13 protein-coding genes are annotated in these 23865 nt (G+C 68.7%); 4 read left to right on the forward strand and 9 right to left on the reverse strand.

What is annotated here, in order from left to right:
- Window positions 1-107: 107 nt before the first annotated feature.
- Window positions 108-1619, reverse strand: a complete 1512-nt coding sequence (locus GZ998_RS00620; protein WP_308807126.1) for a C40 family peptidase — start codon at window positions 1617-1619, stop codon at window positions 108-110.
- A 352-nt stretch (window positions 1620-1971) separates the two neighbouring features.
- Between GZ998_RS00620 and GZ998_RS00625 the strand changes: the two genes are divergently transcribed.
- The 3 genes from GZ998_RS00625 (at window position 1972) to GZ998_RS00635 (ending at window position 5863) form a co-directional block, all read left to right on the forward strand.
- Window positions 1972-3333, forward strand: a complete 1362-nt coding sequence (locus GZ998_RS00625) for an O-acetylhomoserine aminocarboxypropyltransferase/cysteine synthase family protein (protein WP_162678952.1) — start codon at window positions 1972-1974, stop codon at window positions 3331-3333.
- A 212-nt stretch (window positions 3334-3545) separates the two neighbouring features.
- On the forward strand, window positions 3546-4745 hold the full coding sequence (locus GZ998_RS00630) for a homoserine O-acetyltransferase (protein ID WP_219108327.1): 1200 nt from the start codon (window positions 3546-3548) through the stop codon (window positions 4743-4745).
- Window positions 4742-5863, forward strand: a complete 1122-nt coding sequence (locus GZ998_RS00635; RefSeq protein WP_219108328.1) for an alpha/beta hydrolase — start codon at window positions 4742-4744, stop codon at window positions 5861-5863. Before GZ998_RS00630 ends, GZ998_RS00635 begins: the two co-directional genes overlap by 4 nt.
- Before the next feature lie 421 nt (window positions 5864-6284).
- Here the strand turns inward: GZ998_RS00635 and GZ998_RS00640 are convergent, their stop codons facing one another.
- The 7 genes from GZ998_RS00640 to GZ998_RS00670 all read right to left on the reverse strand — a co-directional run bounded on the left by GZ998_RS00640 (window position 6285) and on the right by GZ998_RS00670 (window position 18794).
- Entirely contained in the window at window positions 6285-7310 is a 1026-nt protein-coding gene (locus GZ998_RS00640; protein WP_219108330.1) for a hypothetical protein, read from the reverse strand.
- 299 nt (window positions 7311-7609) lie between these two features.
- Window positions 7610-11341, reverse strand: coding sequence for a transglutaminaseTgpA domain-containing protein (locus GZ998_RS00645; RefSeq protein ID WP_219108333.1), 3732 nt, complete (start codon window positions 11339-11341; stop codon window positions 7610-7612).
- Between the two features lie 73 nt (window positions 11342-11414).
- Complete coding sequence (locus tag GZ998_RS13285; RefSeq protein ID WP_306823022.1) at window positions 11415-12416, reverse strand: MoxR family ATPase; 1002 nt, start codon at window positions 12414-12416, stop codon at window positions 11415-11417.
- Window positions 12417-12540: 124 nt separating this feature from the next.
- Window positions 12541-14859, reverse strand: coding sequence for a DUF6571 family protein (locus tag GZ998_RS00655; protein WP_162678955.1), 2319 nt, complete (start codon window positions 14857-14859; stop codon window positions 12541-12543).
- A 167-nt stretch (window positions 14860-15026) separates the two neighbouring features.
- On the reverse strand, window positions 15027-15251 hold the full coding sequence (locus GZ998_RS00660) for a hypothetical protein (RefSeq protein WP_162678956.1): 225 nt from the start codon (window positions 15249-15251) through the stop codon (window positions 15027-15029).
- Window positions 15252-16359: 1108 nt separating this feature from the next.
- The gene (locus tag GZ998_RS00665) at window positions 16360-18465 is read right to left on the reverse strand and encodes a DUF6571 family protein (protein WP_219108335.1); all 2106 of its coding nucleotides are present in this window, start codon (window positions 18463-18465) and stop codon (window positions 16360-16362) included.
- Window positions 18466-18524: 59 nt separating this feature from the next.
- Window positions 18525-18794 carry a hypothetical protein gene (locus GZ998_RS00670; RefSeq protein ID WP_219108337.1) on the reverse strand — a complete coding sequence of 90 codons (270 nt, stop codon included), beginning with the start codon at window positions 18792-18794 and terminating at the stop codon, window positions 18525-18527.
- Between the two features lie 267 nt (window positions 18795-19061).
- On the opposite strand from GZ998_RS00670, the gene GZ998_RS00675 reads away from it, so the two are divergent.
- On the forward strand, window positions 19062-19601 hold the full coding sequence (locus GZ998_RS00675; RefSeq protein ID WP_219108339.1) for a MauE/DoxX family redox-associated membrane protein: 540 nt from the start codon (window positions 19062-19064) through the stop codon (window positions 19599-19601).
- A 186-nt stretch (window positions 19602-19787) separates the two neighbouring features.
- Here the strand turns inward: GZ998_RS00675 and ppdK are convergent, their stop codons facing one another.
- Complete coding sequence (ppdK, locus tag GZ998_RS00680; protein ID WP_219108341.1) at window positions 19788-22493, reverse strand: pyruvate, phosphate dikinase; 2706 nt, start codon at window positions 22491-22493, stop codon at window positions 19788-19790.
- Window positions 22494-23865: the final 1372 nt, after the last annotated feature.

The raw sequence follows: 23865 nt of genomic DNA on the forward strand, positions 1-23865 counted from the left end.
CGGGCGCGGCACCGGGGCCGCGCCCGCTCGGCCTGCCCAGCCGGGTCGGCGCTCAGCTGCGCCGCCGCACGGCCCGCGGCAGCTCGCGCGCGGCGTCGTCGTCGGCCTCAGGGGCGCACGGCGTAGGGCATGGCGCCGGAGTAGCGCATAGAGGTCACGCGCACGGTGTAGCCGAAGGTAGGCGCCTCGATCATCTGCCCGTTGCCCAGGTACATGGCCACGTGGTAGATGCCGGACTGGGTGCCGTTGGAGGACCAGAAGACCAGGTCGCCGGGTTGCGCGCTGCCCAGCGGGATCAGTGTGCCCTGCCCGTACTGGGCCCTGGAGGAATGGGTCAGGTAGACGCCCGCCGCACGGTAGGACAGCATCGTCAGGCCCGAGCAGTCCACGCCGCCATAGGACTCGCCCGCCCAGACATAGGGCACCCCGATGTAGGTATAGGCGGCGGCGATGGCCGTGCTGGCAGCGGCACCGCCCGACGCCGATGCGTTGGAGGCCGTCGCGGTCTGCCGCGTGCTCTGGGAGGCGCCCCCGGAGGAGCTCGCCCCGGAGGAGCCCCCGGAAGAGGAGGAGCCGGATGAGGAGCTACCGGAGGAGCCCCCGGAAGAGGAGGATCCTGACGAGGAGGATCCCGATGAAGTCCCCCCGCCGGATGAGGACTGCGACTGCTGGCCCTGGGACGACGACGCCCCGGAGGAGCCGGAGGACTGCTCGCCCGAACCCGAGTTCGCGGAGCCCTCGGAGGAGCCGGAAGGAGCCGGCGTGCTCTGCTCGGCGCTGCGGGCCGCCTCGGCCTGAGCTGCCTGCTCGCGAGCCGCCTGCTCGGCCGCCTCCTTGGCGGCGGCCTCCTCCCGCGCCTTGCGCTCCGACTCCAGCTGCTCCTGGTAGGCGGTCTCCAGCTCAACCGTCGTGTTGCGCTGCTCGGCGAGCTGGGCGATGAGGCCGGCGCGTTCGGTCTCGGCGGAGGCCTGGGCCGCCTGCGCCGCGGTGGCGGCGGCGTCGGCATCGGCCTTGGCGGTGGCGGCGGTATCCGCGGCGGCCTGCTTCGCCTCGACCTTGGAGTCGGCGATGGACTGCATCGTGTCCGCGACCGCCTGCAGCGCCTCCACGCTCTGCAGCTGGGAGTCCGTGTCCTCCCCGGCGCGTTCGAGCGCGACACTGACGTCGGTGACGTCGCCGAGGGTCTGACTGGACAGGTAGGGGGCCAGGGCGTCCAGGGTGCCTGCGCTGCCCTGCTCGTAGGTCTCGGCGACGACGGCGCCCAGGTCCGTGCGGGCCTCCGCCGTCTCCGCAGCGGCGTCATCCGCCCGGGACTGCGCGTTCTCGGCGTCGGTGGTGGCCGCATCCAGCTCGTCAAGCGCGGTGAGGTAGTCCTCGTTGGCCGCAGCGGCCTCGACCTCGGCGGCGGCGGTCTTGACACTCAGCTGCGCCAAGGACGCCTCCAGCGAGGCGATGGAGGCGGCGGTTGCCTGCTCCGCGGACTTGGCGCGGTCGATGTCATCCTGGGTCACTTCATCAGCAACAGCCGGGGTGAACGTGACGGCGAGTGCGAGGGCCGCGGCGGTGAGGCTCGCGCGCAGGGGTGCGCTGGGGCGGCGCGGGCGATGGGTCGTGCTCACAAGATCTCCGTACGTATTCCGGCGCGCCTCCTTGACCGACGCAGACCGGGTGTCCTCGCATACCGTACCCATCAACGCCCGCAAGAGAAACAAGAACATCATATTTCACAACCGTCACAGAGGCCCTCACACGTACCACCAGCCCCGGAATACAGCGGATCCGCGACACGCACCGCAATTGCGTGGCATTCGTCACACCCAACTCTGAGGTAGCGTTTCTCCCACAGGTCCGGCCACCTCCGGCCCGCCCACGGCGCCGGTGGTTCCGCCTGCTGACACGTCCGCCGGCGATGCCGTCGCTGCGGGCCCCGTCGGTACCGCCCTCGATTCCGCCATTGATCAAGGAGTTCTCATGGCAGAGGCCCCGTCCAGCACCCCGGGACACGTCCCCTCCCCCGCAGACCCGACCGGCTGGCGCTTCGAAACCATGCAGGTCCAGGCCGGCCACACACCCGACTCCGACACCGGCGCCAGGGCCATCCCGATCTACCAGTCGACCTCCTTCGTCTTCCCCGACGCCCAGGAGGCCGCCAACCGCTTCGAGCTGAAGTCCCTGGGCCCCATCTACACCCGCCTCGACAACCCCACCAACCAGATCGTCGCCCGCCGCATCGCCGCCCTGGAGGGCGGCATCGGCGCCCACCTGGTGGCCTCGGGCATGGCCGCCCAGGCCCTGACCTTCATCACCCTGGGCGGGCAGGGGAGCAACATCGTCGCCTCGCCCTCCCTGTACGGCGGCACCGTCAACCAGCTGAGCCACACCCTGCCCAAGCTGGGCATCGAGACCCGCTTCGTCTCCGACCCCAGTGACCCGGCAGCCTGGGCCGCGCTCGCGGACGAGCGCACCATCTGCTTCTTCGGCGAGTCCATCCCCAACCCCAAGGGCGACATCCTCGACATCGAGGCGATCGCGCAGGCCGCGCACGCGCTGGGCATCCCACTGGTGGTGGACAACACCGTCGCCTCCCCCTACCTGATCCGCCCCTTCGAGTGGGGGGCCGACATCGTGGTCCACGCGGCCACGAAGTTCCTCGGCGGCCACGGCTCCACCGTGATGGGAGTGATCGTCGACTCCGGCAACTTCGACTTCGCCTCGCAGCCCGAGCGCTTCCCCGAGTTCAACACCCCCGACCCCTCTTACAACGGCCTCGTCTACGCCCGCGACCTGGGCGTGGGCAGCCCCCTGGGCAATATGGCCTTCATCCTGCGGGCTCACACCGCCGGCCAGCGCGACCTCGGCTTCGCCGCGAGCCCCACCGACTCCTTCCTCATTGCGCAGGGCGTGGAGACCCTATCCCTGCGCATGGAGCGGCACGTGGACAACGCACTCGCCGTCGCCAAGTGGTTGGAGGGCCGGCCCGAGGTGGCTGAGGTGCGCTACTCGGGCCTGAAGTCCAGCCCCTACTACGCGCTGCACCGCAAGTACTGCCCGCGCGGTGCGGGCAGCGTCTTCGCCTTCGACCTGGCGGGCGGACGCGAGGCCGGGGCCGCCTTCATCGACGCCCTGTCCCTGTTCTCCAACCTGGCCAACATCGGCGACGTCCGTTCCCTGTGCGTCCACCCGGCCACCACCACACACTCCCAGCTGTCCGACGCCGAGCTCGCCCGCGCCGGCATCAGTGCCGGCACCGTCCGCCTGAGCATCGGCATTGAGCACGTGGATGACATCATCGCCGACCTGGAGCGGGGCCTGGCCGCCGTCGCCGCGCTCTAGCGTCACGCCCCGCCCCCACACCGAGACCGGTAGACGTTACGCACCGAGACCGGTAGACGTTACGCACCGAGACCGGTAGATGTTACGCACCGAGACCGGCGGCACCGCACGTGGAGCGGCCGCACGGCAGCGGCACCGGGCCGACGCTCCACGGCCGCACACTCATGCCGCCCGCACTCGGGCCTCGCCCGCAGACAGCCTCCCCGGCTACCATGACGGCCATGACCGCACCCATTTCGCAGGTGCCCGGGGTCGGCACGGCGACCCTCAAGCTCGTCGACCGCTCGGCGGGCTCTCCGACGGGCGCCTGGCGGCCAGGCGACGACCCCGGCCAGCGCCATTTCCTGGAGATCGGAGACCTCCCGCTGGACTCCGGCGAGATCCTGCCGGAAACGCACCTCGCATTCGAGACCTGGGGAGAGCTCACACCCGCCCGTGACAATGCCGTCCTGGTGCTGCACGCCCTGACCGGCGACTCCCACGTCACCGGCGCGGCCGGCCCCGGGCACCCCACCGCCGGCTGGTGGGACACGCTGGTAGGCCCAGGCCGCGCCATCGACACCGACCGCTACTACGTGGTGGCCGCGAACATTCTGGGCGGCTGCCAGGGCTCCACCGGCCCCTCCTCCACCGCGCCGGACGGGCGCCCCTGGGGCTCGCGCTTCCCCTGGCTGACCACTCGCGACGCCGTGCGGGCGGAGTCGCGCCTGGCGGACACCCTCGGCATCGACGCCTTCCACCTGGTCATCGGCGCCTCACTCGGTGGCCACCGCGCCCTGGAGTGGGGCGTCACCCACCCCGAGCGCGTACGCAACCTGGCCCTGGTAGCCACCGGCGCCTCCACCACCGCCGACCAGCTCGCCTGGTGCCACCTGCAGGAGCTGGCCATCGTCGGCGACCCCTACTTCTTCGACGGCGACTACTACAACCACCGCGTCGGCCCCGTCCGCGGCCTCGGCCTGGCCCGCGCCATAGCGCACACCACCTACCGCTCCGCCGGCGAGCTGGACACGCGCTTCGGCCGCGCCCACCAGGGCCAGGAGGATCCCGCCGTCGGCGGCCGCTACCAGATCGAGTCCTACCTGGACCACCACTCCCGCAAGTTGCTGGCACGCTTCGACGCCAACACTTACCTGATCGTCAACCACTCCATGATGGTGCACGACGTCGGTGCCGGGCGCGGCGGTATCCAGGCAGCCCTGAGCACGGTTACCGCCCGCACGCTGGTGGTCGACGTCGACTCCGACCGGCTCTTCCTGCCCGCGCAGGCCGAGGAGCTGGCCGCCGGCATCCCGGACGCGCGCCGCACCACCATCCACTCCCTACACGGGCACGACGGCTTCCTAATCGAGGCCGAGCAGATGGACACCGCCCTGCGAGGCTTCCTGACCGAGGACGAAACGCCCCGGTGAGCACTCCCGCAGCCCCCGCAGGCCCCGAGCACACTGCTCCCACGGAGCCGACGCCGCCCCCACAGCCGGCCCCCGTCGACGCCTGGGGTCTCGACGTACTCGGGCCGGGATTCCGCGCCCGCACGCTGCAGCTGCTGCCGGACGCGGAGGACGACGACGCCGTCGCCACCCTGGTGCACCACGTGCCCGCACTGGACCCGGCTGCCCTGCCCGGCACGCCCACGGCGCCGCGCTTCATCCTCCTGTACCTGCACGGTTGGAACGACTACTTCTTTCAGGCGCACTTCGCCCGCGAGGTATCGCGCATGGGCGGCGCCTTCTACGCCCTGGACCTGCGTCGCTACGGGCGCTCCCTGCGCGCGGGGCAGATGCTTGGATGGGTCACCTCCTTGACCGACTACGACGAGGAGATCGGACTGGCCCTGGCCGCCGTCCACGCCGCCGAGGGCTGGGACATGCCCACCGTCCTGTACGGTCACTCCACCGGCGGGCTGGTCTCCTCCCTGTGGGCGGACCGCCACCCGGGGGCGATTTCCGCCCTGGTGCTGAACTCGGCCTGGTTGGAGATTCAGGGTTCCGAGCCGGTGCGGCTCGTGGGCGAACCGATGCTGCGCACGCTCGCCCGTCGCGACCCGCGCATGGTGATACCCACCCGCTCTTATCCGCCCAAGGCGCTCTACTCGCTCGTTGACGGCTGGAGTCCCGAACGAGACGGCCCCCTGCCCGATCCCGCCTGGGCGGATGACCCCTACATCACGGGCTGGAGCGTCGACAGGCGCTGGAAGATGGTCCCGGCCGCCCCCATCCGCCCCGGCTGGCTGCTGGCGATCCTGGCCGGTCAGCGCCGGGTTTCTGAGGGCCTGGACGTGCGCTGCCCGGTCCTGTCCATGGGATCCGCCCGCAGCCACTTGAGCGTGACCTGGACTCCGGACTCGCGCCAGACCGACACGGTGGTGGACGCGGACGCCACCGCCCACCGCGCAATCGGCCTGGGCAAGCTGGTGACGGTGGCCCGCTTCGACGGCGGCGTCCACGACCTGGTGCTGTCGGCCCCGCCGGTGCGTGAGCAGGTCTACTCCGCGCTGCGCCGCTGGCTGCGCGGTTACGTGCTCACCTGAGGCACCGGAGCCGGGCGCGTTCCACGCCTACTCCGTGACCGGTGGGGGGTAGGCCGGCGTCCGCACTCCCCAGTCGAAAGTAAAAGCAGGGGATGTCCCCGACTTGCGGTCGACATTCGTTCAGGGGCCACTCATCCGACGAACGGAGGCGACCTGGATCACCACTCACACACTATAGAGGCCTGTCAGCCACAGCCGTCTCACCGTCGTTTCCCAGCATTGCAGCGCGCCCCGTCCCCACGGCCCCCACGGTCGCGGATGCGGGCATGGGCGTGGGCATGCGCGTGGGCCAGGCCTTCCCCCTCTGGTGCGAGCTTTTGCACCCTGGTGTATGGCAAATAGCCGCACACCAGGGTGCAAAGGCTCGCAGTAGACGACCGGTACGGCCGCTGCCGCTGCCGCCTGCTGCCCCGGTGCGGCCTCAGGCCAGTAGCTCGCGCAGGCTCGGGCCGCCGACGCCGACGCGCCATACCCGCCAACCGTCGATATCCTGCGTGTTCTGGGCAGCATTGGCCGCTGTGGACGGGTCACGGTAGGAGGTGCCGTCGGCGAGGGTGATGGTGCCGTCGGCCGCCAGGGTTGCCCGGTGGTCAATGCCGCGACGCCGGCGCAGCCACACCAGGGTCGCGGGCGTCTCGAGCGTCTGGGCGATGTCCGCCAGAGCCCGTTCCGAAGCCTCTCCGGAGGGGACAGTGGGTTCGGCACCCAGTACCGCCGCGTCCAGGCGGTGTCCACTGTTGGCGCCGGCGGGGGACGCGGCCACCGGGGCGTCGTCCTGCGGGCCGTCTTGAGGGGCGGGCGACTGCGCCACTACCGGTGTGGGCACGGTGGCGTCGTCGGGCAATGGGTCATCGGAGCCCTCTGCGGCTGCGGCGGTCTGCCCGTTCAGGTCCAGCGCCTGCCCGGTCACATCGGTGCGCAGCCGCTCAACGGACACCAGGACACGGCCGTCCTCGGTGGACCGGACCCCCAGCTCGTGCAGCTCCACGCCGGAATCGGCGACCATGCCGAGGCAGGTGCGCACGTCGTCGGCGATCTCGGTGGCGATCAGGGTCAGCCGGGGCCCGGGCTCACTGCCCACGGGCATGCTGCCGCGGAAATCGGCCCAGTCCTGCTCGAAGGCTGTCTGGGCGCCCGGGTAGCGGGAGGCGAGCTGATCGCGGCCGGTGAGCGCGGTATTGGTGGCGCGCGCCATGGCCAGCAGCAGGGCGGTGGAGTCGAGCACCTCAATGACTTCGACAGTGACGACCTGGCCGGCGGCGTCGAGCGCGGTCAGGGCATCCCCACCGACGACCTGATCCCAGCCGATCGCCAGCAGCGGGCGGCGCAGCACCTCGGTGATCTGCCGCCGTACCGCAGCCAGGGCGGCGCTGCGGTCGGCGTCGGTGGCGGGACGCCCCAAAACCGCGGGCTGAAGCCGTTTGTCCGTAAGGTCAAAGAGCGCCATCGTGGTGTGCCTTCCTGTCCGGCGCTCACCGCCCCAACGGTGCGCGCTGTGCTAGGTCATCCTCTCATGCGTAGCGCGGCACATCGCACCGGTGTGGGCTCCTGCACATCCCGTCCGCCGGCAACACATCTAAAGGCGCCCGGGGAGTTCTGCTGCGACGCTTTGCACCCTGGTGTGCGGGTATTCGCCGTACACCAGGGCGCAAAAGCTCGAACCAAGCGGCAAAGGCTCGTAGCAGGGCGGCGTGGCGTGGGACGACCTGCGAGTCCCCTGCCTGCTGGGCGCGGATGACGGCCCGGTCAGCGTCGCCGCCACAGGCTCGCGGGCAGCAGTCGGGCGCGCAGGCGTCGGGGCAGGGACGTGGCGCGGGCCAGGCTCGCCGTCACGGTGCGCAGTCCACTGGCCAAGCGCTCCCGGTCGCCGACCGTACCGTCGGCCCGGCCCCCCGGAGCGGGTGCCAGCGCCCCCTCCCCGAAGGCCTCGGCGACGGCGGCTCCCGCCAACTCCTCCAGGTCTCGCCCGGCGGCCTCCAGACCGGGTAGGGCGGCCAGATACTCGGCCAGCGCCTCGTGCGTGCGCGCCCGCGGCCCCCGGCCCGCACCACCGGGCCGCCGCCCGACTCCCCCGGCCGCGCCAACGCGTCCCGGTGGCGTCCACAGCCCCAGATCGGTGGCGGTGTCGCGCAGCTCCTGCCAAGCTGCGGCGGCGGGTCTGGATCCGTTCCGGATGCGGCCCAGTCGGCGTCGACGCCGCCCGGAGCGCACCAGCGCCGGACCGGCGAGCAGCAGCGCTACGAGCACGGCCGCAGCCAGCTGCAGCGCGCAGACTCCCGGCCGGGTGGCGTCCCCCGCGCCGGCTGCACCACTGGAACCACTGGGGTCGGGCGCATTGCTGGTCGCGACCACCGTGGGCGCGGGCGCGGCCGACGCCGACGCGGTCGGTGTCTCGGTCCCCGCCGCGGTGGGTGAGGGCTGCGGGTCCGCCCCGGTGTCGGCCCGCCGCCCGGCCCCGCCCGGCGTGGGCTCGAAGGCCACCCAGCCGACGTCGTCGAACCACACCTCGGGCCAGGCATGCAGTTCCTGACCGGACACGGGGGTCGCCGCCCCGTCGGCGCGGGAGGCGTAGCCGATGGCGATGCGGGTGGGCAGGCCCAGGCTGCGGGCCATGAGCGTGAAGGCGGCGGCGTAGTGGACGCAGTAGCCGTGGCGGTCGGTGAGGAAGTCATCGACGGTGTCCACGGGCATGGTCCCGCCGCTCCCGGAGAAGCCACCGGGAGCGGACTCGTCGTACACGAAGTCACCGCCGTGGAACCAGGCCGCCAGCGCGGCGGCCTGGGCGGTCGGGGGCGCGTCGGTGCCGTCGAGCCCCACGGCCCCTACCACTTCCCGGGCAGTCAGGGCGATGCCCGCCGAGCCGCGAGGCGTGACCGTGTAGGCGGCCAGTTCCTGGGGATCCGCGGCGGCGGCCTCGTAGGGCGGGAGGACCTGCGGGGTGCCGTCCGGGCCGGCGACGGCGTTCCACCCCCGTACCGTGTAACGGTTCCCCCTGGTGGCACCGGCGCCCCGGGCGACGACGGTGGAGGTGCCGGGCACCCACGCCCAGTTCGAGACCGCGAGCGCGTCATCGTTCGCATCCGTCGTTATCAGGGCGGTCGACTGGGCCAGCGGCAGGCGTGCGGAGGCTAGGTTCTGGATGCCTATGTGAGTCTCCGGCAGGTCGGCGCCGCCGGAGCGCACCTCGGCGGCGCTGACTCCGGCGGCCACGAGCGCCCCTCCGGCCGTGAGCGCACCGCCGCCGACGGGCGCTACCAGGCTGCCTGCGCTCGCGGGTCCCGGATCTTCCAGGGGCTCCCAGGCATCGCCGTCGAGGTCTCGGATGACGGCGAGGGGGAAGCGCAGGGAGGTGCCGGTCGGCACGTCGGAGGTGTACTCGAATACGGTTGCGGTAGAGCCGCGCACCAGGTCCTGGTCCAGGGTGAGCGTGGTATCCGGAACGGAGAGGCCGGCCACGCCCGCGCCGCTCACGTTCCAGCTCCATGCACGCACCGGCACGGCCGGAGCGAGGGACACCGCGACGCCGGCCGTGCCGACCGCCAGGGCGGTCACGACCGCCACGCCGGCCAGTTTCCCGAGCGCGCGCCTCGCGGCGCCGTATGCGACCAGCGGCGCGGCGCGTCCTGCTGCGTGGGGCGGCTTCGCCTCCCAACCGTGCTGGTTGCGCGTGCCCGCGGCGGGCACGGGCACAGCCGTGAGGATGAGCGCGAGCACGCCCGCCCCGGCAGCCAGTACGACGTTGTCGGCGGGCCGCTGCCCCAGGACGATGCCGGGGGCCAGCAGCGCGGCGGCCGGGATCAGCCCGGTGGCGCCGCAGCCATCGCCGCCGCCCGCGCTCGAAAGCGCGCCCACCCAGGCCAGCAGCCAAGTGAACAGGCACAGGGCGAAGCCGAGCGCGCCGCCGGTGTCCAACGGGGCGATGCCGTCGCGCAGCATGCTGCTGACCTCGCGCAGCTGGGTCGAGGGGGAGGTGAGCCAGGACTCCACCTGGCCGGTGCCGCGCCAGCCCCACCACAGCACCCCGGATCCGGCGAGCAGGCCCAGGGCGCAGGCGAGTCCCGCCCGCTGGGGCCGGGCTGTGCGCACCAGGGCGGGGAGCAGCAGGGCGACGGCGGCAACGGCCAGGCCGCGGCCGGCCCAGGGCGCCGGGGTCAGTAGCGGTGCCAGCACAGTGGCGGCCAGGTGCCACAAGCCGACGGTGATGAGCCCGGCTGCCAGCGGCTGCCAGCGGGCGGCGCGCAGGCGCGGCCGACTAGTGGGCGCGTCCTGCGGCGCCCTCAGGCCGGCGCGTGCAGGGGGCGAGGCGGCCGCCGCATCCGTGGCCGCACTGGCGCCGGCCTGCGCGTCCGCCACCAGCACCAGGGTCCCGGGCGGGGGCTGCGGCTCGGCCGGGGCACCAGTGATGAAGACATCTGCCTCGGCACCGGGCCCGGCGTCGGCCGCACGGGTGCCGGGGCGTGGGCCGCCGGGAGGGAGGTCGGCGGCGTCGTCCTCCGGCAGGCTGCTCATCTCAACCGTGGCGAGGCGTCGCAGCAGGGCGGTGGAGTGCGCCGCGGTGGCGCGGTGGCGCTCGGTGCCCAGGTGCAGCTCGACTTCGTGCCCGGCGCGCGCCCACGCCTCGATCAGCCCGGTGGCCGTGCTGACGGCGCCCTCGAAGGCGGCTGCGGCGCCACCCGGTGCCTCAGCATGCGCCGTGTAGGCGCAGGCGCGCAGGTCTAGCCGCAGGCGGCGCAGGCCTCGGCCCTCGTGCTCGCGGTCAATGACGATGAGCCGTCCGGTGCGCGCGGACTGGCGCCAGTGGACGGATCCGAGCCAGTCGCCGGGCCGGTATTCGCGCAGGTTGCCGAGTTGCCGGCCGGAGGTACCGGGGTGCGAACGGGACGGGGCAGCCGCGTCCACGCCGCCTGCCGTGTCAGCTGTGCCGGTGGCGGCGGCCTCAGCCGGTGGCGGCAGTGGTCGGGGCAGGACCAGCACGCTGCCGTCCAGGCGCATGGGAATGCGGGCGCGTGCGAGCCCGAGTGGGTCGTAGCAGGTGAGCGCGGGCGCGCTTACGGTGAGCGGTCCGCGCCGGTGCGGACGGTAGGAGATCGCGCAGCCACCCTGCGCCACCGGGACCGTGAGCCGAGCACCGGCGACGTGCCAGGTCACCCACAGGGGTACCCACCGGGGCAGCCGGGTGGCGACGGCCAGCTGCCAGACCGCATCCTGGCCGACGTGGACCTCACCTACCTCACCGGGTCCGCTCAGCCGCGCTCGCGGCCTTGCGGCGAGAGCCATCAGCCAGCCTGCCACAAGGGCGGCTCCGGCCGTTGCCGTGAGAAGGAGGCCCAGGTCGCGCATCAGGCCCAGGCCGGTGAGGCAGCCACCGAGTACCAGGGCCGCCCCGAGCACGAGTACCTGCCAGCCGGTCGTTGACGGAGCCGCCCAGGGGACGAGCCGGCGCGTGGGCTGTCCGTCGGCGGCTGCGGCTCGGGTCACGCGCAGGCGCCCACTGGGGCGGTGGCGCCCGGAGGGTTGCGGTGTGGCGCCGCCCGCGTCTAGTGGCATCGGCTCAGTCACCCGCCGGTACGGGCGTGCTCGCGAGGATGCGCCACAGGGCTTGGGTGGAGGCGGCGAGCGCGTCGGCAGCCGAGGCGGGGCTTCCGGCCGGGATGAGCCGGTGGGCGAGCACGTGGACGGCGGTGCGGGCGACGTCGTCGGGCGAGACGAAGTTGCGTCCGGCCATGGCGGCGCGGGCGCGGGCGACGGCGGCCAGGTGCAGGCCGGCGCGGGGGCTCGCGCCCAGGGCGATGGCCTCGTCGCTGCGGGTGGCGGATACCAGGGCGACGATGTAGCGGGCGACGGCGGGGGCCAGGTGCAGGGAGGCGACGGTGGTGCGCGCCGCGCGGGCGTCGTGCTCGGAGGCGATGGGGGCGAGGTCGGCGAGCGGGTCGGCGCCGCCGCGGGCGAGCAGCATGGCGGCCTCGGCGCCGGCGTCGGGGTAGCCCATGGTCAGGCGGGTCATGAAGCGGTCGCGCTGGGCCTCCGGCAGGGCGAAGGTGCCCTCCATCTCCAGGGGGTTCTGGGTGGCGACGACGATGAACGGGTCGGGCAGGGGCAGGGTCCGCCCCTCGACGCTGACCTGCCCCTCCCCCATGGCCTCCAGCAGGGCGGACTGGGTGCGCGGGGTGGCCCGGTTGATCTCGTCGGCGACGACGACGCCGGCGAACACCGGGCCGGGGTGAAAGCGGAACTCGCGGGTGGACTGGTCGTAGACACTGACCCCGGTGACGTCTGCGGGCAGGAGGTCGGCGGTGAACTGGATGCGGGCCGAGCTCAGGTCCAGGCAGCGCGCGAGTGCCAGGGCCAGGGTGGTCTTGGCGACGCCGGGCACGTCCTCGATCAAGAGGTGGCCGCCGGCCAGGAAAGTGGCCAGGAGGGTGTCGATCGCCTCGGTCTTGCCGACGACGACGCGCTGCATCCGCTCCCGCAGTGCGCCGGCGAGTTCGCGCAGGGCGGCGGGGGCCATCGGTGCGTGCGCGTCGGCGGCGCCGCGGCTATCAGCGCTGGTCATGCGTCGATTCTGGCAGAGCCCATCAGCCGTTGACAGGGGATGGCGGTACCTGGCAGCGCGTACGGGGCGCGCATAGCCCGGTCAGGAGCCGGCCGTGCCGTGCCGTAGCCGTGCAGCGCGGTATTCATGCTCCGCCCGCATCGTGGCCCGCTTCAAACGCCTTTACTGCCGGCACACCGTCGCGGAGGTTAACCCCGGCAAGATCAGGGTCATCTGTAAGCCAACCGACGAACTGTCCCATATGGTCCGGGTCGGACAGCAGCGCCGCGGCGTCGAGGTAGGAGTTTCCGGCGGCATCCCGTTTCATCCACGCATCGAAGCCGGTGTAGGCCTTGTCCTCAACGCCCTCATAGACGCCGGCCGGCAGAAGTCCGCGCTCATCGAGCTTGACATATGCCTCCACCAGGAAATGCCGCCTCACCGCCTCCGACATGCCGTAGTCCTGAACGTCACTCCAGCCGGACGCGCCGGCAACGGGTTTCTGCAGCGCAGCCACCAGATAGGACTGCGCAATGTTTCGCGCCGTACCGCCCCAGGCGGGCCCGGCGGCGCCGGCAACGGTAGCGGCGGTGGAGTACACCCCGTCGTCGAAAGCATCGAGGAGCATCTGGTTCGTCGCATCCAACTGCTCGCCATCATCGTCGCGCCCCTTCTCCGCAGCTCCCTGAATGTAACCGAGTAGACGGCCATCGGGCTCAAGTTTCTGAACAATCAGGGCACTCGCAGCCTTCAGACTCGAATATCCCGAGTCCTCCGAGTCATCAGAGTCTGCAGGCAGCGTATCCAGCGCATCGTCGAGGCGCAGTGAGGTGTATCGGCCCGCGGCCTCAGACACGGCCTGCAGGGCGATGTCGTCTTTGAGTATCTCCCGCAGCAGTACGGTGATCTCATCGTCGCGATATCCTCGCCAACCGGCCGGCAAACCTGCCTCAAACCGCGAAAACTTTACCGAATTATCGCTATCGGTGGCGGTCTCGTCAATCTCCTCCATGGAGTTTGCCAGCACCACGGCCGCGTTCTGCCGCGAAGTATCAGTCCACAGGCTGCCCTTACGCCCGGCCATGTCAACCACTGCGTGCTCCGTGATCCACGCGGCACGCTCATCCTTGGTCCCCGTGGTCAGTTGCCGGTGCTCCGAAGCGCCGGCAACGGCCGCCGTGAGCGCTTCGAAACTGGTCGAGTCCCAGTCACGTCCCCGCAACCACTCCCAGGTCGTGCCATCAACCTCCACGGTCTGCTCGATGGCACGGTCATCAACCGGCGGCGCCAGGAGGTCCAAAGCCGCATCGGGCTGCCGCCCCATCGCAGTCAGAATCCCGGCCATGGGATCCCAATCACCCACGCCGCCTTCCGGAGACGACGTCTTCATCCGCTGCAACTGCCACACTGGCAGATCGCTATCGGTCTGCTCATACGCCTGCAAGGCATGCCCCAGGTCCAGCAGGAAATACTTGTCGAACTCCCCGCCGGCCTGCACCACCCCGCCGTCAACCTCGACCAGGTTCATGACCGAACGGTCGGCTCCCGCAAGCAGCAGGTTGAAGCCGAGCGGCATGTAGTAGGACTGGCTCTCGTCCGCGAGCAGCTCACTGAGTATCTTCGCGTAGTCCGTGCGGTGCTGGGGAGTCCAGGCCGAGGAGTTCGTCGCAGTGCCGAGGCAGATCGATAGCGTCGCCTGGGCCGACAGCCACGCGTCTTCGGTCTGCTGCCAACGGGTCACGTATTCGGCGTCGGGGTCATTCGGATCGTAAGCGGGCAGGTTTTCGGTCTGCTGCTGCCTCTGCTGGTTGATCGTGTAGGCCAGTTCCATCATCCCCTCTGGGCCCATGGCGTCGGCAAAGGCCGCGGCATAGACCCCATCGTCCTTGTGGTCGGCCAACAATCCGTTAATCAGTTCCAGCAGCTCATCGGGCTTGGCGTTCTTCGCCTTCTCCGCATCGCTTCGAGCCCGGTCCGATCCCTCCGTCCCTGCCGTGACAGAGGCAGTCGTCGCGGCGGTGGCAGAGGCAGACGGCTCGGGACTGGGAGTGCCGGTGGCAGGATCGTCCCGGTTGCGACCGGGGTCCGCTGTACGCGATGCCACCCCATCCAGCACCTGTGGCGCGTACTTGATCACCAACTCCTCCAACGCCGCAACCGTCGACTCATCAGCATCCTCCGCAACTACCGTGTACATGGCAAACCCGGCACGACCTTCCAACCAATAAGCATAAGCATTCGGGTGCTTTGGGTACCGCCCAAGATAGGAGAATACACGCGCATCCGCACCCGGGACCTCACGCCCCTCACCCCCAGCAATCGCCTCCAACGTGGTAAACGCATTATTACCACCACGCCCGAACGCCACCCATGAATCCGCCGTACCGTGCGCGGCCAATACGGCACGCTCACCCTCAATGCTACAATAGAACACTCCGTCACTACCCTCCTCGACCTCCGTCACACGACCCACAATAGGGTGTACATCCTCCTCGGCAATCAGCCCACAGTATGGGCCCGCGATCGAATCATCAGCGCAGCCACTTACGCAACCTAACGGCGCAACCACTAGCAGCGCCACCACAACAGCCCGGAGTGACCGCACACGGCTGAAGTTGAGTCGCATCATTGTCACTGACCTGGCGATCCGGTGGACGTAGACTCCGCCCCTCTGGACGAGTCCGTGGTCTGTGCGGCCGACGACTCGGGACTGGGAGTGCCGGTGGCCGGATCGCCCCGGTTGCGACCGGGGTCCGCTGTACGCGAGTCCACCCCATCCAGCACCTGCGGCGCGTACTTGATCACCAACTCCTCCAACGCCGCAGCTGTCGACTCGTCAGCGTCCTCGGCAACCACCGTGTACATCGTGAACCCGGCACGACCTTCCAACCAATACGCATAAGCATCCGGAGACTCAGTGTGCGGCCGAAGATAGGAGAATACACGCGCATCGGCCCCCGGAACTTCACGCCCCTCACCCCCAGTGATCGCCTCCAACGTCGTAAACGCGTTATTGCCGTTACGCCCATACGAAACCCACGAGTCGTCCGTACCGCTCGCAACCAGTACAGCGCGCTCACCCCGAACTCTACAATAGAGCAGTCCGCCATCCCCCTCCTCAACCTCCGTCACACGACCCACAATAGGGTGTACATCCTCCTCGGCAATCAGCCCACAGTATGGGCCCGCGATCGAATCATCAGCGCAACCACTTACGCAACCTAACGGCGCGACCACTAGCAGCGCCACCACAACAGCACGGAGTGACCGCACACGGCTGAACTTGAGTCGCATCATTGTCACTGACCTGGCGATCCGGTGGACGTTGAGTCAGCATCGCTGGACATGTCTGCAGCCTGGGAAGCAGACGACTCGGCACCAGGCGCACCAGTCGCCGGATCATTCCAGTTAGGGCCTGGGTCCTCCGAACGCGAAGCCACGCCATCCAAGACCTGTGGTGCGTACTTGATCACCAACTCCTCCAACGCCGCAACCGTCGACTCATCAGCATCCTCGGCAACCACCGTGTACATGGCAAACCCGGCACGCCCCTCCAACCAATAAGCATAAGCATTCGGGTGCACAGGATTTCCCGTAGACAGGTAAGAGAATACGCGCGCTTCCGTACCCGGGATCTCACGCCCCTCACCCCCAGTAATCGCCTCCAACGTCGTAAACGCGTTGTCACCATCCTGCCCAAACACAACCCACGAGTCGCTAGTGCCGTGCACCGCCAACACAGCACGCTCACCCTCGATAGTACAATATGACAGCCTGCCACCCCCCTCCTCAACCTCCGTCACACGACCCACTATCGGAGTCACGTCCTCCTCGGCAATCAGCCCACAGTAAGGGCCCGTGATCGAATCATCGGCACAACCCCCGAAGCACCCCGTACACGCCAGAATTAGCAAAACCCAAACTACACGCGCCTTGACACCCACCTCACGTTGTATTTGCCCCATCATCGCCTCCCACTCTTAGCGCCTGCTTCGAAACCATTCGACCCCATCAATGCCTCACCCAGAACAGAGTCAAGCTCCCAATCATCTTCAATCCACCCCATGAACTGCTCGATGCTTTCCGGATTGGACAGCAACGCCTCACCGTCAATATGCAAGTCTCCCTGATCGTCGCGCTTCATCCAGGAGTCCTCGTAATAGTTGTTCTCGTAGTCCAAGTATGCCTCGGGCGGCAAATACCCGCGTTCATCAAGCTTGACATACGATTCCGCTAATATTCTCCTCATGGCTTGCTCCTGCATACTCACCGCCTCGTCCTGCGCCTGCTGCGCATTTGATGGCAAGCAGTCCCCCACCATATCGAGCGCATACGACTCCGCGATACTTAGCGCCTTTCCTGCCACAGCGGACTGTGGTCCCGGTATGAAGCTCAGCCCTTTACCAAAGGCGTTTAGGATCATCTGATTGGTCGCGTCTTTCTCGGCTGCGGCGTCGCCGCGCCCCTTCTCCGCGGCACCCTGAATATATCCGATAAGGCGGCCATTACTGTACCCCGTTTGAGACGCCCGCTTATACGCCTCCTCCCCACTCGCGTCTTCCGGCAGAGCATCCAATGCGCTATCCATGCGCGCAGACGCGTACCTGCCTGCAGCGTCGGAGACGGTCTGCAAGGCGACGTCATCCTTGAGCGTCTCCTGCAACAATGCGCGCACCTCCTCGTCGTGCTTCTCATCCCAGCCAGCGGGCATCGCAGCATTGAATTGCGATCTCCGTGAATTTCTTTGAACGTCGCCTGCGGCCTCATCCACCTCCTGCATGGAATTGGCCAGTACCACGGCCGCGTTCTGCCGCGAAGTGTCCGTCCACAGGCCATCCTTGCGCCCGGCCATGTCAACCACCGCCTGCTCCGTGATCCACGCGGCACGCTCGTCCTTCGTACCCGTCGTCAACTGACGATGCTCCGAAGCGCCCGCAATGGCCGCCGTAAGCGCCTCAAAACTGGTCGAATCCCAGTCACGCCCCTTAAGCCACTCCCAGGTAGTACCATCAACCTCCACGGTCTGCTCGGTGGCGCGATCATCAACCGGCGGCGCCAGGAAGTCCAAAGCCGCATCAGGCTGCCGCCCCATCGCAGTCAGAATCCCGGCCATCGGATCCCAATCACCCATGCTCCCCTCAGGCGAAGAGGTCTTCAGCATCATCTCCCGCCACGCCGGGTAACCTTCGCTGGTCTTCTCATGCGCCTGTATGGCATTCCCCAGATCCTGCAGGAAGTACTTGTTGAACACTCCGCCGGCCTGCACCGCCTCGCCGTCAACCTCGGCCGTATTCGCTGCGGTTCGGTTCGCGCCTTCCAGCAGCAGGTTGAAGCCGAGTGGCATGTAGTAGGGCTGATCTTCGTCCGTGACGAGTTCCGCCAGCTCCTCCGCATACTCCTTGCGGTGCTGGGGCGTCCAGGCAGAGGAGTTCGTCGCCGTGCCGAAGCAGATCGACAGCGTCGCCTGAGCGGACAACCATGCTTCGTTGGTCCTATCCCAGCGAGTGCCGTAGTCAGTGTCGGGATCCTTCGGATCGTAGTCCGGAAAGTTCTCAAGCTGGTACTGCCGGTGCTTGTCAATCGTGTAGGCCAGATCGGCCATGCCCTCGGGTCCCATGGCGTCGGCGAAGGCCGCAGCATAGACCTCATCATCCTGATGGTCTGCTACCGATCCATTCATCAGGTCCAGCAGCTCATCGGGATCTGCGTTCTTCGCCTTCTCCGCGTCGATCTCCGCCTGGACTACCGAACTGAGATCGCCCGAAGAGTTGATCGTCACGGTGTCCGGCAGATTGTAGGTGATGACGCCGTTAGCGTCCATGCCCGCGATTCCCGACTCATTCAGCCGCACGATCTCGTCCTTGCAGGACTCAATCTCATCCGCTCTGGCCCTCAGGTTATCAATGGCGGTCAACGCGTCCGAGCTGAAGTCAGTGTCAGGCACGGCGACATCGGCGTTGTTAATCTCGAGATTGATTGAGCTCCGAGCGCCTTCCGCGTCGGTGGCAACCTTACGGATTTGAGCGATGGCGGTTTCCAGCTTCTCTGCGTTGAGGGATACCTTTGTCATTATTGTTCCTCCCCTTCCTATGCAGCAACCAGGCGGAATTCCCGACACCCCGATGGGTGTCAGCTATCCTCCTCGCCGCTTTCTGCGTTGGCTATTGCCGTCGCAAGATCCTCACTGAGCGCCGCAAACACACCAATCAGCGCGTCAATCTCGGCCTTCGTCTCCTCGGACTCTTCATCCGCCAGCGGCCCCTCCCAGGTGTCGGACGCATTCACCCAGCCATGCAGCCCCTCCACAACGGTGCAGGCGTACGGATTCACCAGGTCCGTCTCGCGGTTCTTGCGATCGACATATTCCTTCAGCTCGGCGAGCTTTTCCTTCTCGGACATCTCTTCCTCCAGGGTTACTAGGCGACTCGGGCGGCCATCGACTCACCATCACTGTACCGCAACTAACAGGCTGCGTTACGCCCATCGCTTGACTCTACTTTGCCAGCACGCCGCGTAACTGCTTGCGCGCAGCATGCAGAGGCCGCGTGGGAGGATGCCGCCTGCGCGCTCCTCCCTGTTGACATGCGCCCGGGAGCGGCGCACGATGGAGATGCCGTCCTCCAGCACCCCATCGTGCAGTAATGCACTCCTGGACGCGGAAGGAGCGTGAGTACCTTGCTCTCGACTGTCGCCATGATGCTCGCAGCGGGTCGGATCCTGACCGGTCTGCTGCTGGCTCTGAGCGCCTACGCAAAGCTCTCCACGTCGCGCGATCAGCAGGTAGCGGACGTTGTCGGCTACCGCATAGTGTCCGGGCGCTCAGCCCGTCATGTGGCACTGGCTCTACCTGTGATCGAGCTGTTCTTGGCAGGCTGCCTGATACTGGGCGGCCGCCTGCCCATCACCGAGACCATCGCAGCGGTCCTGCTACTGGCCCTGGCCGGCGCATCTGCCAGCGTAGTCGCACGCGGCATACATGCGGACTGCGGCTACTTCGGCACGAGGCTGCGCTGGAGAGTGGGCCCCGGCATAGTCGTCGTGGACGCGGCACTGGCCGCCGTGCTCATTGCCGACCTACTCATCACCCCGCAGCGCCTCGTCCTGTCCAGCCCCGGCAGCAACCTGGCGGTAATCGTGCTAGGCATAGCCGCAGGCTTCAACCTCCTGACAAACTGGGACGAGTTCCGTCGGCCGCAGCCAGCCTGAGAGATACCCTCCCCTGCCAACACCCAGCCGCTGCCCTCAACGGCGACCAAATGCCCCTACTGCGAACTTTTGCACCCTGGTGTGCGGAAAACTGCCGTACACCAGGGTGCAAAAGTTCGTATCGGAGCCCCGCCGACGTGCCTTCAGCGCTTCACATCGACGGCACGCCGACGCCTCACCAATGCGTCACTCGGCCGGCTCCAGCACCGCCGCCCGACCCGCTTCCAGACGCGCCACCGGCACGCGGAACGGCGAGCATGACACATAGTCCAAACCGACCCGGTGGAAGAAGGCGATCGAGTCGGGGTCACCACCGTGCTCGCCGCACACGCCCATCTTCATGCCCGGCTTGGTAGACCGGCCGCCGTCGACGCCCATCCGCACCATGCCGCCCACGCCGTCGACGTCAATGGACTCGAACGGGGAAGTGCCGAAGATGCCCGCCTCGATGTAGCGGCCCACGAAGGACGCCTCCACGTCGTCGCGGGAGAAGCCCCAGGTGGTCTGGGTCAGGTCATTAGTGCCGAAGGAGAAGAAGTCCGCCTCCTCGGCGATGTGCGCCGCGGTGACGGCCGCGCGCGGCAGCTCAATCATGCAGCCGACCGGGAAGTCGAGGTCGAAACCGGACTCCGCGGACACCTCCGCCAGCACCGCCTCCGCGCGCTCCCGCGCCAGCTGCAGCTCCCGCACCGAGCCAATCAGCGGGATCATCACCTCCGGGCGGGGATCGCCGCCCGCCTTGAGCCGCTCGACGGCGGCCTCCGCGATGGCCCGCACCTGCAGCTCGATCAGGCCCGGCATGGTCAGCAGCAGACGCACGCCGCGCAGACCGAGCATAGGGTTCGCCTCGTGGTTGCGGCGCACCACGGCGAGCAGCTGCTCGTCGGCCGGGTCCAGGGTGCCGCGCTCCCGGTCAACCGCAACCTTGACGCTCAGCTCGGTCAGGTCGGGGAGGAACTCGTGCAGCGGCGGGTCGATCAGGCGCACCGTCATGGGCTTGCCGTCCATCGTCTCAAGCATCTGCACGAAGTCGCCCTTCTGCAGCGGCAGCAAGGCGGCCAGGGCGGCCTCCCGCTCGGCGTCGTCGGCGGCAAGGATCAGGTTCTGCACGTACTGCTTGCGCTCACCGAGGAACATGTGCTCGGTGCGGCACAGGCCCACGCCCTGAGCGCCGCGGTGGATGGCGTGGCGCGCGTCGTCGGGGGTGTCGGTGTTGGCACGCACCTGCAGGCGGCGTACCTCATCGGCCCGCCGCATGATGCGGTCCACGCTGGTGACCAGCTCGCGGGAGTCGTCGTCGGCGGCGGAGGCCAGCGCCGTGTCCAGGCCACGGCGCAGGTAGGTCATCACCGGGGAGTCGACCACGGCGACCTCCCCCAGGAACACCTCACCGGTGGTGCCGTCGATCGCGATCACATCGTCACTGGTCAGGGGCGCCTCCCGCCCGGCCACACGCACGGTGCGGGCGGCGGCGTCCACCTCCAGCGCCTCGGCGCCGCACACGCAGGTCTTGCCCATGCCGCGGGCGACGACGGCGGCGTGCGAGGTCTTCCCGCCGCGGGCGGTAAGCACGCCGACGGCGGCGACCATGCCCGGCAGGTCGTCGGGGTTGGTCTCGCGACGCACCAGGATGACGGACTCCCCGGCCTCGGCACGGGCGACGGCCTCGGCGTTGTCGAAGGCGATGTGGCCGACGGCGGCGCCCGGGGATGCGGGCATGGCGCGGGTAATCAGGTCGCGTCCGGCGTCGTCGCCGAACTGCGGGAACATCAGCTGGGTGAGCTGATCACCGGTGACGCGGGTGAGGGCCTCGTCCATGGTGATCAGCTTCTCGTCCACCAGCTGGGTGGCCACGCGGAAGGCCGCCGCTGCGGTGCGCTTGCCCACGCGGGTCTGCAGCAGCCAGAGCTTGCCGCGCTCAATGGTGAACTCGATGTCGCACAGGTCGCGGTAGTGGGTCTCCAGGCGGCGCATGGCGGCGCGCAGCTCGTCGTAGCTGGTCTTGTCCAGGCGCTCCAAGTCCGCCAGGGACAGGGTGTTGCGGATGCCGGCGACGACGTCCTCACCCTGGGCGTTGACCAGGTAGTCGCCGTACACGCCGGAGCGGCCGGTCGAGGGGTCGCGGGTGAAGCACACGCCGGTGCCGGAGGTCTCCCCCATGTTGCCGAACACCATGGTGCACACGTTGACGGCGGTGCCCAGGTCGTGCGGGATCTTCTCGCGGCGCCGGTAGATGTGGGCGCGCTCGGTGTTCCAGGAGCGGAAGACGGCCTCCGTGGCCATGTCCAGCTGGGCGCGCGGGTCCTGGGGGAAGTCGATGCCTGCGTGCTCGGCGACGATCGCCTTGTACTGCTCCACGAGCTCCTTGAGGGCATCCACGTCTAGCTCGTAGTCGAGGCTGACGCCGCGCTCGACCTTCTTGGCGTCCAGGGCGTCGGAGAAGTGATCGCCGTCGACGTCGAGCACGGTCTTGCCGAACATCTGGATCAGGCGGCGGTAGGAGTCCCAGGCGAAGCGCTCATCGCCTGAAGCGGCGGCCAGGCCCTTGACCGAGGCGTCGTTCAGCCCGATGTTCAGGACCGTCTCCATCATGCCGGGCATGGAGAACTTGGCGCCGGAGCGCACTGACACGAGCAGCGGGTCCTCGGCGTCACCCAGCTGGCGGCCGAGCTCCTCCTCGACCTGCCGGAGGGCAGTGGTGACCTGGACGGCTAGCTCATCGGGGACGACGCCGTCGCGCAGATAGGCCCGGCAGGCGTCGGTGGTGATGGTGAAGCCGGGCGGCACCGGCAGGCCGAGTCGGGTCATCTCGGCGAGGTTGGCCCCTTTACCGCCCAGGAGGTCCTTCTGGTCCTTGTCTCCCTCACTGAAGCGGTATACGTACTTGGGCATCGTCGCCTCTTTCTAGTTCTGGTTGGCTATGCGCCCGCGCGCGTTGACAGCGCACACTCTAATGTGACTTCAGTCCTAACGCCACTTTCCGGCGCCATGTCGCCATATCGTCGCTATTTGTACGGACAAAATACGCACCAGCTCACCGCACGGGGTGCGCGGACGGCGCGCCTCTCGCTGCAGGCGGCACGCAGCACCAGCCCGCGGAAAGCGGAGTGCAGCGACTAATGCGCTCCGTTCTACTCTTCGGAGGCTTCCGGTTTGCGGAGTGGGGTTGCTCGTGGGGTCGGAGGGGGTTCGCAGGAGCGAGCAGGTTAGCGGGGCGCGTGGGCGTCTCGGGGCGCCTGACTCGCCCGGGGCCAGGCTGGCCCGAACCTGGCTGGCCCGCACACGGCTGGCCGAGGCCTAGCGGGACCGCGCCTGGCTCGCCCGCACACGGTTGACCGAGGCCTGGCGGGACCGCGCCTGGCTCTTTCACGCCGGGCCCCGCGGCGCTTTGGCCCCACGTTCAAGGGCCGCACGCGACCTGCCCCCGACCAGCCTCAACACCACGAACTAAAAGAGCCGGAGGTCTCCGTCAACGCGCTGCTCTCGGCCGACGTGCAGAGGGGTGTTCGTGAGTTCACTACTCGGCACCCACGGATTCGCTTTCTGCCGCGATGGTTCGCGGATATGGCGTTCGGGTTGGAGGAACGCTGCGTTGCGGTCGTGGTCGGGCCGTCGAGGTCGTTCCCGCCCACCCAAGGTCGCATTCGGGCCACTACATGGGGTCGTTTTCGGGCTCGCGAGGTCGTACTCGGGCGTATGAGGTCGTGCTCGACCACCCCACGCAGGCCGAATACGACCTCACACTCCCCAAACCCTCCACATCGTGGAGGGTTTGGGGCTGATGATGACGTTTTCGCCGGGCGGGGGACGTTCTCGGGCTGACGAGGACGTATTCGCCACGCGGAGGTCGTACTCGCCCACCCAAGGTCGTATTCGGACAACTACATGGGGTCGTTTTGGGGCCGGCGAGGTCGTACTCGGCGTACGAGGACGTATTCGGGAAGGTGGTGGCATTCGCGGACGGGGCCCCGGAGTATTCAAAGTCGTGCGGGCACCGGATCGGGGACCGTGTTCCTCCGGCTGGTCCGTCCGAGAGCGCCTCTGGGCAGTCCAAGTAGAGCTACACAGTCCCCGTAGAGCCAGACAGTCCAAGTAGAGCCAACCGCTCCGAAGTCCAATGCACCAGCCGCCGACCTGAGCACCCCCGAGAGCACACCAGCCGCCGACCCGAACGCCCCTACCGCAATGCCGCCAGCCCGCCACGCCGCAAACCTGCCACGCCGCCAGCCCACCACGCCGCAAACGCGAACAACCAGGAAAGGCA

Source organism: Actinomyces sp. 594 (assembly GCF_019325145.1).
GTDB lineage: Bacteria > Actinomycetota > Actinomycetes > Actinomycetales > Actinomycetaceae > Actinomyces.

Coding starts and splice junctions, on each gene's coding strand:
- GZ998_RS00625 (WP_162678952.1), top strand. CDS start 1,972: ATGGCAGAGGCCCCGTCCAGCACCCCGGGACACGTCCCCTCCCCCGCA.
- GZ998_RS00630 (WP_219108327.1), top strand. CDS start 3,546: ATGACGGCCATGACCGCACCCATTTCGCAGGTGCCCGGGGTCGGCACG.
- GZ998_RS00640 (WP_219108330.1), bottom strand. CDS start 7,310: ATGGCGCTCTTTGACCTTACGGACAAACGGCTTCAGCCCGCGGTTTTG.
- GZ998_RS13285 (WP_306823022.1), bottom strand. CDS start 12,416: ATGACCAGCGCTGATAGCCGCGGCGCCGCCGACGCGCACGCACCGATG.
- GZ998_RS00665 (WP_219108335.1), bottom strand. CDS start 18,465: ATGACAAAGGTATCCCTCAACGCAGAGAAGCTGGAAACCGCCATCGCT.
- GZ998_RS00670 (WP_219108337.1), bottom strand. CDS start 18,794: ATGTCCGAGAAGGAAAAGCTCGCCGAGCTGAAGGAATATGTCGATCGC.
- ppdK (WP_219108341.1), bottom strand. CDS start 22,493: ATGCCCAAGTACGTATACCGCTTCAGTGAGGGAGACAAGGACCAGAAG.